The sequence below is a fragment of the Streptomyces palmae genome (assembly GCF_004684805.1).
Classification (GTDB): domain Bacteria; phylum Actinomycetota; class Actinomycetes; order Streptomycetales; family Streptomycetaceae; genus Streptomyces; species Streptomyces palmae.
Map to the genome: position 1 here is coordinate 1 of NZ_SRID01000192.1, position 12,811 is coordinate 12,811.

Below are 12,811 nucleotides of genomic sequence, written 5' to 3' on the forward strand. Positions count from 1 at the left end.
CCACCCAGCCCCCGACCACACCCCCGCAGTCGTACAAGCTGACCACCCCGCAGACCGTGCTCAGCGTGTACAAGCTGGACAAGGACAGCGGCTCGACCGAGAACCTCTCCGAGGCGGACAAGCAGAGCATCGGCATCTCGGGCCCCGCCACCGGGGTGTCCGGGGAGTACACCGCCACCAGCACCAAGAAGCTCCAGATCTTCGGCGCCTACGGCCAACTCCAGAACCCGGAGCAGTCCCTGGACTCCTTCTTCTCCGAGTTCACCAAGGGCGCCTCCGAATCCGACGCGAAAATGATCGGCACGCCGACCGAGCAGCATCCCAACGGCATGGACGACGGCATGATCAAGTGCCAGGTCATGCAGCACGAGAGCGGTGCGAGCGCCCCGATCTGCGTCTGGTCCGACGAGAGCACCGTCGTCGCCGTCAGCTTCTTCGAGCAGCCCGCTCAGGGCATGCCCCAGGCCGCCCAGGCCGCGGCCGACCTCCGCAAGGAGGTCCGGGTCGCCGGAAGTTAGCCCGCCGACGAGCTGCCGCCCGTCCGCCCCTGGTCCGCTCTGCACCGCGGGCCGCACCGGATCCAGGCCCCAGCCCAGGAACGCGGGCACGTCCACGCCCGGATTCGCGGCGCGCCGCGAGCCCCCCACAGCAGCCACTCGCACAGAGAAACACGAGGACCGACATGAGCTACAACCAGCCTGGCCCCTACGGCCAGCCGCAGCAGCCGGGGCCGTACGGCCAGCCGCCGCAGCCGCCCCAGCCGCCGCAGGGCGGCCAGCCGAACCCCTATGCCCAGCCCACCCTGCCCGGCTACCCCCTGCCGGGGCAGCCTGGGCAGCCCGGTCAGTCCGGTCAGTCCGGTCAGCCGAATCCCTACGGCCAGCCCATGCAGCCGGGCGGGTACAGCCAGCCGCAGCCGCCGATGCCCCCGCAGGGTGGCGGCAACAAGAAGAAGACCATAGCCATCGTGGCCGTCGCGGCCGTGGTGGCCGCCGCGGTCGTCGGCGGTGTGCTGCTGCTCGGCGGCGGTGACGACAAGAAGGACGAGAAGGCCAAGGACAACCCGAAGGTCACCGCCCCGGGCTCCGACGGCAAGCAGACGCCCGCCGCGCCCGCCACCAAGAAGTACAAGCTCACCCCGCCGACCGCGCTGGACGGCGTGTGGAACGTCAACGCCGACGGGGTCAAGGACGAGACCGACCTGACCGAGGCGGAGAAGCTCCAGCAGAAGGCGATCCCCGGCCTGGAGAGCCCGCACCCGGTCTCCGCCACCTACAAGGGCTCCGGCGCCGAGTCCGGCGGCAATGTGCAGTTCAACGGCAGCTGGGGCAATGTGACCAACCCGGAGCTGGCGGTGGACTCGGCCTTCAAGTCCGAGGCCGAGAGCTCCGCCAAGGTCCCCAACGTCAAGATCAGGCCGGTCGGCCAGCCGCAGAAGGTCAACCCGGCGGGCTTCGACGGCACGATCATGAAGTGCCAGCTCTTCACGGTCAGCGCCTCGACCGGCACCCAGACCACGGAGTTCCCGCTCTGCATCTGGGGCGACCCGGGCACGGTCGGTGAGATCGCCCTGGTCAACGCCACCTCCAACAAGTCGATCCAGGACGGGGCCGCTCTCACCGCGAAGTTCCGCAAGGAGTCGCTCACCCAGACCCAGTAGGACGCACCCACCGGCACCAGCGAGCCCCGAGGGGATCCATTGAGCTACAACCAGCCGCCGCCCCCGCCCGGTCCGTACGGGGGCGGGCAGCCAGGTCCGCACGGCGGGGGCGAGCAGCCCCCCGCCGGGACGCCCAACCCGTACGCCCAGCAGCCGGGATACGGCTATCCGCCGGCCCAGCAGCCCGGCTACGGGTACCCGCCGGCGCAGCCCGGGCAGCAGCCGCCCACCCCGCCGCAGGCCTACGGCTACCCGCAACAGCCCCCGGGCCAGCCGGGTTACGGCTATCCGCAGCAGCCGGGTGCCTTCCCGCCGCCCCCGGACGGCGCCCCGGCCCCGCGCAAGGACCGCACCAAGGTGATAGCCATCGCCTCGGCGACGGTGGTCGTGGTCGCCGCCGCGGTGGTCGGCGCGGTGCTGCTCACCGGTGGCGACGACGCCGAGGCGATCAAGCTGGTGCCGCCGAAGAGCATCGACTCGGACACCTACGAGCTGGACAAGGACACCAAGGCGCTCAAGGCCGACGGCACCAGCGTGCAGGGCGTCATGCCCGAGGGCGCCACCTCGGTCCTGGCCCGCTACACCCGCAGCGACGACAGCAGTTCGGGGCTGTCCTTCTCCGGGATGTACGGGGACGTCAGCGACCCCGCGAAGCTCAAGGACGCGATCTTCAAGGGCTTCACCGACTCGCAGCCCTCGGCCGAACTGCTGGGCAAGCGCCAGACCTTGAAGCCGAACGGCGACAACGGCCCGGTGCTGGACTGCCAGAAGGTGAAGATGTACGGCGAGTACTACGCCGCCGTCTGCGTCTGGGCGGAGAAGACGGATGCCGCAATGGTGCTGGACCTCAATGTCGACAACACCAGCGAGGACGCCGTGAACCTCTCGGACTTCGCCAAGGTCACCGCCGGTCTCTACAAGGACGCCCGCCAGTCCGCATAGCCGACCGCGGACATGCGAAAGGGCCTCGGGGAGATCCCCGAGGCCCTTCCTCGTGCTGGGGCGCGCTCAGGCGCTCTTCTCGTGCCGCTCGCCCGGGTCGCCGCCGCGGGTGCGCGGCACCAGGGTCGGGTTGACGTTGGAGTGCACGGCGTCGGCGGTGATGACCACGCGGGCCACGTCCTTGCGGGAGGGCACCTCGTACATCACCGACTGGAGGACCTCCTCCATGATGGCGCGCAGCCCGCGGGCGCCGGTGCCGCGCAGGATCGCCTGGTCGGCGATGGCCTCCAGCGCCGGGCGGTCGAAGTCCAGCTCCACACCGTCGAGTTCGAACAGCCGCTGGTACTGCTTGACCAGTGCGTTCCGCGGCTCGACCAGGATCTGGAGCAGGGCCGCGCGGTCCAGGTTGTGCACCGAGGTGATGACGGGGAGGCGGCCGATGAACTCCGGGATCATCCCGAACTTCACCAGGTCCTCCGGCATGACCTCCTGGAACTGGTCGCTGGCCTCGATCTCGCGCTTGGAGCGGATGGTGGCGCCGAAGCCGATGCCCTTGGCGCCGGCCCGCGACTCGATGATCTTCTCCAGGCCCGCGAACGCACCGCCCACGATGAACAGCACGTTGGTGGTGTCGATCTGGATGAACTCCTGGTGCGGGTGCTTGCGTCCGCCCTGCGGCGGGACCGAGGCGGTGGTGCCCTCCAGGATCTTCAGCAGGGCCTGCTGCACGCCCTCGCCGGAGACATCGCGGGTGATCGACGGGTTCTCGCTCTTGCGGGCGACCTTGTCGATCTCGTCGATGTAGATGATGCCGGTCTCGGCCTTCTTGACGTCGTAGTCGGCGGCCTGGATCAGCTTCAGCAGGATGTTCTCCACGTCCTCGCCGACATAGCCCGCCTCGGTGAGGGCGGTGGCGTCGGCGATGGCGAAGGGGACGTTGAGCATCCGGGCCAGGGTCTGGGCCAGCAGCGTCTTGCCGGAGCCGGTGGGGCCCAGCAGCAGGATGTTGGACTTCGCCAGCTCGATGCCGTCGTCCTTGTGGCCGTTCTCCCCGGCCTGGACCCGCTTGTAGTGGTTGTAGACGGCCACCGACAGGGCCTTCTTGGCGGCCTCCTGGCCGACCACGTAGCCCTCGAGGAACTCGTAGATCTCGCGCGGCTTGGGCAGCTCGTCCCAGCGCACCTCGGAGGTCTCGGCGAGCTCCTCCTCGATGATCTCGTTGCAGAGGTCGATGCACTCGTCGCAGATGTACACACCGGGGCCTGCGATGAGCTTCTTCACCTGCTTCTGGCTCTTCCCGCAGAACGAGCACTTGAGCAGGTCGCCGCCGTCACCGATGCGTGCCACGAGGTGCTTCCCCTTCGCCTGGGATCCGCCTTGCTCCGCGGACCCGGGTGCTTGCGCTGCGTTTCTGCTTGTTCGCCAGGGGCAGACCCCCAGCCCCCTATGAAGGTACCTTGCCGGGCCCGCCGAGCGGGCCCCCCTTGGACCGACTCGGTCCAAGGGGGTACGTCAAAGGTGTGTCAGCCCAGGCCGACGGAGGTCTTGCGGGTCGACACGATCTGGTCGACCAGGCCGTAGGCGAGGGACTCCTCGGCCGTCAGGATCTTGTCGCGCTCGATGTCGTCGCGGATCTTCTCGATCGGCGTGGTGGAGTGCTTGGCGAGCATCTCCTCCAACTGCGAGCGCATCCGCAGGATCTCGTTGGCCGCGATCTCCAGGTCGGAGACCTGGCCGCGACCGGTCTCGCTGTACGGCTGGTGGATCAGCACCCGCGCGTTGGGCAGCGCCATCCGCTTGCCGGGCGTGCCGGCGGCGAGCAGCACGGCCGCGGCGGAGGCCGCCTGGCCCATGCAGACGGTCTGGATGTCCGGCTTCACGAACTGCATCGTGTCGTAGATGGCGGTCAGCGCGGTGAACGAGCCGCCGGGCGAGTTGATGTAGATCGAGATGTCGCGGTCCGGGTCCATCGACTCCAGGCACAGCAGCTGGGCCATGACGTCGTTGGCCGAGGCGTCGTCGATCTGCACCCCGAGGAAGATCACGCGCTCTTCGAACAGCTTGGCGTACGGGTCGTACTCGCGGACGCCCTGCGAGGTGCGCTCCACGAAGCGCGGCACGACGTAGCGCGACTCGGCGGTGGGGCCGGTGTAGAGCGTCTGCGTCGGGGTGCGGAGGGGGCCGCCGGGGATGTTGTTCATCTGGGTCTTCACCGTCCTGGTCTGAGCAGTGGGCTGGGCTTGGCTGCGGTTCGGCGCGGGCTCACGCCCCGGTGCCGCCCCCGCCCGGAACTCCGGAGGCCGTGGTCATGACCTCGTCGATCAGGCCGTACTCCTTGGCCTCGTCCGCGGAGAACCAGCGGTCGCGGTCGGAGTCGCGGGTGATCTGCTCGACGGTCTGGCCGGTGTGGAAGGCGGTCAGCTCCGCCATCCGCTTCTTGGTGTGCAGCAGCCGCTCGGCGTGGATCTTGATGTCCGAGGCGGAGCCCGCCAGGCCCGCGGAGGGCTGGTGGATCAGGATCTCGGCGTTGGGCAGCGCGAAGCGCTTGCCCGGGGTGCCGGCGCTCAGCAGGAACTGGCCCATCGAGGCGGCCAGGCCCATGGCGATGGTGACCACGTCGTTCTTGATGTACTGCATGGTGTCGTAGATCGCCATGCCGGCCGAGATCGAGCCGCCCGGAGAGTTGATGTAGAGGAAGATGTCCTTGTCCGGGTCCGCCGCGAGCAGCAGCAGCTGCGCGGTGATCTTGTTGGCGATGTCGTCGTCGACCGGCTGCCCCAGGAAGATGATCCGCTCGTTGAGCAGCCGGTTGTAGACCTGGTCGCCGAGGCCACCGAGGTTGGGCTCGCTGGCGGCGGAAGGCATCGGAATCGTCACGTGTCCACCTGCTCGTCTCTGACGGCGGGGCGCCGTCTCAGCATCTTCGTCGGGCTATACCGGGGGCGTACGGAGACTCCCCTGCCCTCGTATCTACGGACCCTAACGCGCTGGTGGGCGGGCGCCATCCCGCATCAGGAACTGTTCGCTCTGAGCGCAGGTTCGGCGCCGCCGGGCGCCCTTGGGACCGCGAACGGGCCCGGACGCGCACTGGCGTCCGGGCCCGTTCCTACGGCCGGATGAGGGCCTGGCCTCGCGGCCGGGGATCAGCCCTCGGACTTCTCGGCGGCGGCGTCGGTGGACTCCTCGGTGGCCTCGGCCGCCTCGGTGGACTCCTCGTCCTCGTCCTCGTCCAGGTCGATGACCTGGCCGTTGGTGTCGGTGACCTTGGCGGCCTCGACGACCACGGCCAGCGCCTTACCGCGGGCGACCTCGCCGACCAGCATCGGGACCTGGCCACCCTCGACCACGGCCTGGGCGAACTGGTCCGGGCTCATGCCGGAGGACTGCGCACGGCGCACCAGGTGCTCGGTGAGCTCCTCCTGGCCGACCGACAGCTTCTCCTTGCCGACCAGCTCGTCGAGGACGAACTGGGTCTTGATGCCCTTCTCGGCCTGCTCCTTGAGCTCGGCGTCGAACTCCTCGGCGGTCTTCTCCTGGATCTTGAGGTACGCCTCCAGGGTCAGGCCCATCTGGCCGAGCTGGTGGTGCTCCAGGTTGTGCTTGCGGGTCTGGATCTCGTCCGCGAGAAGCTTCTCGGGGAGCGGGACCTCGACCAGCTCCAGGAGGGCGTCGAGCACCTTCTCCTGGGCCTGGGTGGCCTGCTCGAACTTGCGGGACTGCTCCAGCCGGTCGCGGCTGTCCGCCTTCAGCTCGTCGAGGGTGTCGAACTCGCTGGCCAGCTGGGCGAAGTCGTCGTCCAGCTCGGGCAGCTCGCGGGCCTTGACCTCGGTGACGTTCACCGTGACCTCGGCCTCCTTGCCCTGGGCGGAGCCGCCCTTGAGCTCGGAGGTGAAGGTGGCGGAGCCGCCGGCCTCCAGGCCGGTGACGGCCGCGTCGATGCCGTCCAGCAGCTCACCGGAGCCGATGGTGTAGCTGACGCCCTTGGCCACGCCGTCCTCGAGGACCTCGCCGTCGACCTTGGCCTCCAGGTCCACGGTGACGACGTCGCCCTCGGCGGCGGCGCGCTCGACCACGGAGGTGGTGGCGAAGCGGTCACGCAGCTGCTGGACGGCCTTCTCGACGTCCTCGTCCGACACCTCGACGGCGTCCACGGTGACCTCGATGCCGGAGTAGTCCGGGATCTCGATGGCCGGGCGGACGTCCACCTCGGCGGTGAAGGTCAGGGACTCGTTGTCCTTCAGCTCGGTGATGTCCACCTCGGGCTGGCCCAGCGGGTTGAGCTCACCCTCGTTGACGGCCTCGGTGTAGAACTTCGGGAGCGCGTCGTTGACGGCCTCCTCCAGCACGGCGCCGCGACCGAACCGCTGGTCGATGACGCGGGCAGGGATCTTGCCCTTCCGGAAGCCCGGCACGCTGACCTGCTGGTTGATCTTCTTGTACGCCGCGTCGAGGCTGGGCTTGAGCTCCTCGAAGGGCACCTCGACAGTGAGCCGAACCCGGGTCGGGTTCAGGGTCTCCACGGCGCTCTTCACGGTTCGGTCTCCTTGGGGCTGACATCTGGATTTCTGCCGAGGCTGGGGTTCAGCGACTCGACCGATCGCGCCCGGTAGGCAGACACAGGCACGCAGCTTGCATAGTAACGCCATGCAGGATCGCCCCCACAACGCGATCTTGGAAGATCGGGTGGGATTGTGTCGTGATGGATGGTCGGGGTGGCCGGATTCGAACCGACGACCTTCCGCTCCCAAAGCGGACGCGCTACCAAGCTGCGCCACACCCCGTCGGTGCGACACGTAGGGTACATGCCCGGAGACCGTCCTGGCTGCCGCTTTTCCGCTGGCGGGCCGGGGTGTGCGGGATCGCCGCCGGACCCGCTAGGATGCAGTCCGTGCCGAGGTGTCACCGCATGTGCGAGGACGATCCACGGCGCGTGCGGGCGTAGCTCAATGGTAGAGCCCCAGTCTTCCAAACTGGCTACGCGGGTTCGATTCCCGTCGCCCGCTCCATGACGCCACGTACGGCCCGGCAGGGGATTCCCTGCCGGGCCGTACGTGTATCGACGCGACCGTGCGCGCCGCGGCCATCCAGGAAATCGGCACATGCGTTCGGGATGTAATCGGTGCGGCCGTTCGCGCATCGGTGCACGTATTCATTCATCGGCGCGACCGAGGCAGTCCGCGGTGCCGGAGACCCCGGAGCGACACGCCGACGGGCTGCCATGGACACCGTGGACGCCGACGAGGCGCGGGCATTTGCGTCCGCATCGTTCGCGTACGCGAAGTGGCGCCGGAATATCGGGCACCCCGAGCACACCGCCGACCGATGGCCGGTACGCGCCCGGTCAGGGGTTGATGTCGCCGATGGTCTTCGCGAGCGAGTCCAGGAAGTCCTGAATGTCCGGAGCGATATCGGTGGAGGCGAGCAGGAAGCCGAAGAGGGCGGCCACGATCGCGGGGCCCGGCTTGACCTGGCCCTGCCGGACCATCACCACAAGGATGACCCCCACCAGCAGCACCAATGACAGGGAAATGGCCACAACTGATCAACCACCCTCGCGGTCGCTCTACGTCTCACCGGTCCGGGAAGCGCACGGCCGCGTACACCCCCCAGGCACCATCGTGCCATCAACTGGCCCCGCACAGGGGGAAGGTGGCCCATCGTCGGCCATCTCGACGACCACGGGTGACGGGTCGAGCGAATGCCCGAAAGATCGACACCAGGCACCGCCGAAGTGACGCCGCGCACAATTCGGCACCCCGGGCGAAGTGAATCGGAAGGCACCGCGAAGATCATCATCACGGGAATCCTGATCTTCCACGGAATTCCACCAGGATTCCCACGGCATTCCCTCCAGGGCGGGTAGCCAAGTCGACAAAGCGGCATCGAATGGGACATTCCACTCCGGGCATTTACGGGGCATATGCCCCAGATAACCGTTGCGAACCGGTACATATAGGACGCGAGGTCCAGGGATCGCGACACGCCGAGAGGGGAATCGCCAGATAAGCAGAGGGAGGCGGGATCAGGTTTTACGGAATTACTTCTCGGCGCTATCGTGCCTCAAATGTTCCACGCTGCCCCCACCCTTGTACGTGCAGTGCGGTCCGCATTCCCCTCCCCCACTTCCGAGGGGGCGTGGCTGTAATGATCACCCTGCGCCCGCACGGCAACCAGCGTTCTCCCCTCCCCTCCGCCCGGGACTCCCCACCATCGGACCGGCCACCGGCCACCGCATCGGGCTCCGCGCCGTCCGGCACCGGCCGTACCGGGCAGGACAAGCCGCGCGACCCGTTCTTCGACAATGCGAAGTACCTCGCGATCGTGTTGGTCGCGATGGGCCACTCGTGGGAGCCGCTGACCGACCACAGCCGCACCGCCGAGGCGCTGTACATGACGGTCTACTGCTTCCACATGCCGGCGTTCATCCTGATCTCCGGCTACTTCTCGCGCGGTTTCGACATGCGTCCGGACCGGCTGCGGCGGCTGATCACCGGTGTGGCGGTGCCCTATGTGGTCTTCGAGGTGGCCTACACCCTCTTCAAGCGGTGGGCGGACGACGACCCCACCTACGAGTTCAGCCTCCTGGACCCCTGGTACCTCACCTGGTTCCTGGTGGCGCTGTTCGTCTGGCGGCTCACCACACCGATCTGGAAGCTGGTGCGCTGGCCCGTTCCGCTGGCGCTGGTGATCTCGGTCCTCGCCTCGGTCTCCCCCGACATCGGGGACGACCTGGACCTCCAGCGGGTGCTCCAGTTCCTGCCGTTCTTCGTGCTCGGCCTGTCCATGAAGCCCGAGCACTTCCAACGCTTGCGCCGCCGCGAGCTGCGCGTCCTGTCGGTGCCGGTGTTCGCCGGCGCGCTGGCGTTCGCCTACTGGGCGGCGCCGCGGATGAACTCCGCCTGGTTCTACCACCGCGACAGCGTCCAGGAGCTGGGTGCTCCGCCGTGGACCGGGCCGGTGATGACACTGGCCCTGTTCGGCTGCTCGGCCCTGCTGGTGGCCTGCTTCCTCTCCTGGGTGCCGCGGCGCGCCATGTGGTTCACCGCGCTGGGCGCCGGCACGCTCTACGGCTACCTGCTCCACGGGTTCCTCGCCAAGGGCTCGCGCTTCTGGGGCTGGTTCGACACCTACTCCTGGCTGCACACCCCGCTGGGCGAGATCGCCGTGACGGTGATCGCCGCGGTCGTGGTCACCGTGCTGTGCACCCCGCCGGTCCAGCGGATGTTCCGCTGGGCCATGGAGCCCCGGATGGCCTGGGCCTTCCGCGGGGATCCGGCCGAGCGGAAGCGCCGGCAGGCGGCGCCCAAGCCGGGCTGAGGCGGTTCCCCTCCGGGGGGCCGCGATGTCTGGGGCTGTGCTTCCCCCGGTTCGGTTCCCGGGGGCTGCGGCCCCGAGGTCGGGGTTCCTCCCGGAGTCACCGTTTCGGGCGTCGCGGTTCCGGGCGTCGCGGTTCCGGGTGGCTGCCCTTCCCAGGGGCTTGCGTTACCGGGGCCGCGGTTTCGGGGGCTGTGGTTCTCGGGGCCGTCGGTGCCGGGGTTCGTGTCCCGGCGCTCTGGGTCGTTCTTCGGAAGCCGGGCGGCCCGGCAGGGGCCGGGCGGGGGCCGAGGCGCTCCCCCATCGCCTTACGGGCCTCCCCGCGCGGGGAGGCCCGTTGCCGTCGCGGGGCGCCGGCCCGACGGCCCGTCAGCACCACCTCACGGCCAAAGGGCCGCAGGCCGCGCGCTTCGGCATGGCGGGCCCGGTGCCCCGTCGCCGTTGCGGCGAGGCCCCGGGCCGTGTCCTGGTCGGCTGTCGCCTGGTTCAGCCCCGCGATCCGCTTCCGGGGGCCGTGCCGCGCAGGGCGGCTCGGGCCGGGAGGGCGGTGGCGGCGAGGCCGAGTGCCACCGTCGCGCCCACGAAGGAGGCGTACACCGGTATCGGGACGTACGGCCCCTGGCCGGTGATGCCGCGCACCATCGGGTTCAGGGTGACCAGCGCGATGGTGGTGCCGATGCCGATTCCGGCGACCGTGACCAGCAGGGCCTCCCAGCGCACCATCGTCAGGACCTGCCGCTTGGTGGTGCCCACCAGCCGGAGCGTGTTCAGCTCCCGCCGGCGGTCCAGCACCGTCATCACCAGGGTGTTGGCGGCGGCGACGGCCGCGAATCCACCGAGCACCGCGGCCATGGTGATGTTGGCCCAGGCGTTCAGCTCCTGATCCTGGTCGCGGGCGGCCTGGTAGCCGTCCCGGTCGGCGACCTCGCCCAGGGCGGCCAGCCGGTCGGCGACCGCGGCCCGGTCCGCGCCCGGCTCGGTGCGGATCAGCACATCGTTGTCGAACGGCGTGGTGACATGCCCGGCGAGCACCGATCGGCTCAGGGTGACCTGGGCGACACCGAGGCCGCGTCCATAGAGAGCGACCACCGTGGCACGGTGCCGGGTGCCGTCCGGCAGCCGCAGCTCCAGCCGGTCGCCTATCCCCGCCTTGGCCGACTCGGCCAGTCGGGTGTCCAGGGCGACCGTGCCGGGGCGCAGCCTGGCCAGCCGTCCCTCCAGGACCTGGAGGTCCTGGACGGCGGTCAGAGCCTCTCCGGAGGCGCCGACGCCCTGGGCGGAGGCGATCTGCAGCCTGCTGCCGCCGGAGTGCACCGGCACCAGGACGCCGGTGCGCAGCACGCCCACGGCCTCGGCCACACCAGGGGTGGCGGCGGCCTGCCGGGCGGTGCCGGCGGGCAGTCCGTCCGGTGCGGAGAGGATCTGGTCCGCGGTGATCCCGGCGCGGCGCTCGGCGGCGGCCACATGGTCCTGGCTGGTGTGGAGGAAGACCAGCGTCGAGGCGAAGGCCATGGCCAGCACGATGGGGGTGATGGCGGAGGCCAGCCGGCGGGCGTTGGTCCGTGCGTTGGCGGAGGCCAGATGGGCTGGGGCCGGGCCGGCACGCAGGGGCAGGCCGAGCAGCCAGGCGCAGAACCGGGCGATCAGCGGGCCCAGCAGGCTGACCGCGAGCATGAAGAGCATCACCACGCCGAGCGCGACGTTGGCCGCGTCTTCGCCACTCTCCTCGGCCGCCACCTTGGCCAGCACGATGCCGCCGACCAGCGCGGCCAGGCCGAGGGGGGTACGGACGACCCCGGGCCGGAAACGCTCCACCGCCGCCTCGCCGAGCGCCTGCCCCGGCCGGATCCTGGCCGGGCGGCGGGCCGCCGCCAGTCCGGCGAGCAGCGCGGTGAGCACTCCGGCGCCGATCGCACTGACCATGGGTATCCAGGACACCTCCAGGGCGACCGGCTCGGGGATGGCTCCCCGGTCCTTGAGCTGGCCGAACCACCAGCGGGCCAGTGCCGTCCCGGGCAGGCAGCCGATGGCGCCGGCCACCGGGGCGACCAGCAGGGCCTCGGTGGCGATCGAGCGCCGGATCTGCCGCGGGGTGGCGCCGATGGCGCGCAGGAGGGCGAACTCCCGGCCGCGCTGGCCCACGGAGAGGGCGACGGTGCCGGCGACGGTGAAGACGGCGGTCATGGTGGCCACCCCGCCGAAGGAGGCGCCGATGGCGATCAGCATCTCCCGGGCCTCGGCGAGGCCCGGCTGCTCGACGTCGCCGCGCCCGCCGCCGGTGTGCACCTCGGCGGTGGCGGCGGAGGCGCCCACCGCACCGGCGCGGGCGCGCGCGGTGTGCAGGGTGTGCTCCAGGCGGTCGGCCAGCCGGTCCGGGTCGGTGCCGGTGGTGGGACGGACCAGAAAGGCGTCGACGGCCTCCGGGTGACCGGACATCCGCAGCGCCTGGGCGTCGGTCACCCACAGCTCGGGGCCGGCGGTGCCCGGGGCCGCGGCACGGGCGATGCCGGAGATCCGTATCCCGTGCTCGCCGGCGCCGGTGGTCAGGGCGATCCGGTCGCCGACACCCGCCCCGAGGGTGCGGGCGGCGGTGGCGTCCAGCACCGCCTCGCCGGTGTGCGGGGCGCGGCCCGAGGTGAGGGCGATGCCGGTGAACGGGGCCGCGCCCCAGCCGTGCGCGGTCAACGGGGTGCGTTGGCCCGCGGTCGGCGGGGTGTCGGCGGAGTCGGCGGTCGACGCGGTGGTGCCGGAGGAACCGGCGGTCGACACGGGGGTGCCGGGGGAATCAGCCGTCGACGCCGACGTGCGAGGGGAGCCAGCCGTCGATGCGGAGGTGCCGGTGGGGCCGGACGTCGATGCCGGGGTGCCGGTGGAGTCGGCGGTTCGGGGTGGGGT

The 12,811-nt window shown here is 70.3% G+C and carries 9 protein-coding genes, 2 tRNA genes and 1 pseudogene; 5 read left to right on the forward strand and 7 right to left on the reverse strand.

The genetic code is table 11. The features are described 5' to 3' along the window. From E4099_RS33065 to E4099_RS19540, 3 genes and pseudogenes are all read left to right on the forward strand, one after another. A pseudogene (locus E4099_RS33065) lies at positions 1 to 518 on the forward strand (hypothetical protein); the annotation flags it as partial. Positions 519 to 682: 164 nt separating this feature from the next. After that, positions 683 to 1,660, forward strand: a complete 978-nt coding sequence (locus tag E4099_RS19535) for a hypothetical protein (RefSeq protein WP_135340381.1) — start codon at positions 683 to 685, stop codon at positions 1,658 to 1,660. A gap of 39 nt (positions 1,661 to 1,699) precedes the next feature. Next, positions 1,700 to 2,602 carry a hypothetical protein gene (locus tag E4099_RS19540; RefSeq protein ID WP_135340382.1) on the forward strand — a complete coding sequence of 301 codons (903 nt, stop codon included), beginning with the start codon at positions 1,700 to 1,702 and terminating at the stop codon, positions 2,600 to 2,602. 66 nt (positions 2,603 to 2,668) lie between these two features. Here the strand turns inward: E4099_RS19540 and clpX are convergent, their stop codons facing one another. From clpX to E4099_RS19565, 5 genes are all read right to left on the reverse strand, one after another. Further along, positions 2,669 to 3,949 carry an ATP-dependent Clp protease ATP-binding subunit ClpX gene (gene clpX / locus E4099_RS19545; RefSeq protein WP_135340383.1) on the reverse strand — a complete coding sequence of 427 codons (1,281 nt, stop codon included), beginning with the start codon at positions 3,947 to 3,949 and terminating at the stop codon, positions 2,669 to 2,671. Positions 3,950 to 4,125: 176 nt separating this feature from the next. Beyond that, positions 4,126 to 4,803, reverse strand: coding sequence for an ATP-dependent Clp protease proteolytic subunit (locus E4099_RS19550; protein WP_135340387.1), 678 nt, complete (start codon positions 4,801 to 4,803; stop codon positions 4,126 to 4,128). 61 nt (positions 4,804 to 4,864) lie between these two features. After that, on the reverse strand, positions 4,865 to 5,467 hold the full coding sequence (locus E4099_RS19555) for an ATP-dependent Clp protease proteolytic subunit (protein ID WP_135340388.1): 603 nt from the start codon (positions 5,465 to 5,467) through the stop codon (positions 4,865 to 4,867). Positions 5,468 to 5,745: 278 nt separating this feature from the next. Continuing rightward, on the reverse strand, positions 5,746 to 7,134 hold the full coding sequence (tig, locus tag E4099_RS19560) for a trigger factor (protein ID WP_167828420.1): 1,389 nt from the start codon (positions 7,132 to 7,134) through the stop codon (positions 5,746 to 5,748). A gap of 172 nt (positions 7,135 to 7,306) precedes the next feature. Continuing rightward, positions 7,307 to 7,383, reverse strand: a tRNA-Pro gene (locus E4099_RS19565). A 151-nt stretch (positions 7,384 to 7,534) separates the two neighbouring features. Between E4099_RS19565 and E4099_RS19570 the strand changes: the two genes are divergently transcribed. Further along, positions 7,535 to 7,608, forward strand: a tRNA-Gly gene (locus E4099_RS19570). Between the two features lie 335 nt (positions 7,609 to 7,943). Here the strand turns inward: E4099_RS19570 and E4099_RS19575 are convergent. Beyond that, positions 7,944 to 8,138 (reverse strand): hypothetical protein, encoded by a 195-nt coding sequence (locus tag E4099_RS19575; protein ID WP_135340385.1) that lies wholly within the window; start codon positions 8,136 to 8,138, stop codon positions 7,944 to 7,946. 608 nt (positions 8,139 to 8,746) lie between these two features. Here E4099_RS19575 and E4099_RS19580 point away from each other — a divergent pair. Then, entirely contained in the window at positions 8,747 to 9,919 is a 1,173-nt protein-coding gene (locus tag E4099_RS19580) for an acyltransferase family protein (RefSeq protein ID WP_135340389.1), read from the forward strand. Positions 9,920 to 10,402: 483 nt separating this feature from the next. On the opposite strand, the gene E4099_RS19585 is transcribed toward E4099_RS19580, so the two are convergent. Beyond that, a complete protein-coding gene (locus E4099_RS19585) occupies positions 10,403 to 12,685 on the reverse strand; it encodes an ABC transporter permease (RefSeq protein ID WP_245245004.1) in 2,283 nt (760 codons plus the stop codon). Between the last annotated feature and the right edge of the window lie 126 nt (positions 12,686 to 12,811).

Bases quoted from the DNA above. Each gene is read 5' to 3' on its own strand.
- E4099_RS19535 (WP_135340381.1), top strand. From the start codon at position 683: ATGAGCTACAACCAGCCTGGCCCCTACGGCCAGCCGCAGCAGCCGGGG.
- E4099_RS19555 (WP_135340388.1), bottom strand. From the start codon at position 5,467: ATGCCTTCCGCCGCCAGCGAGCCCAACCTCGGTGGCCTCGGCGACCAG.
- E4099_RS19580 (WP_135340389.1), top strand. From the start codon at position 8,747: ATGATCACCCTGCGCCCGCACGGCAACCAGCGTTCTCCCCTCCCCTCC.
- E4099_RS19550 (WP_135340387.1), bottom strand. From the start codon at position 4,803: ATGAACAACATCCCCGGCGGCCCCCTCCGCACCCCGACGCAGACGCTC.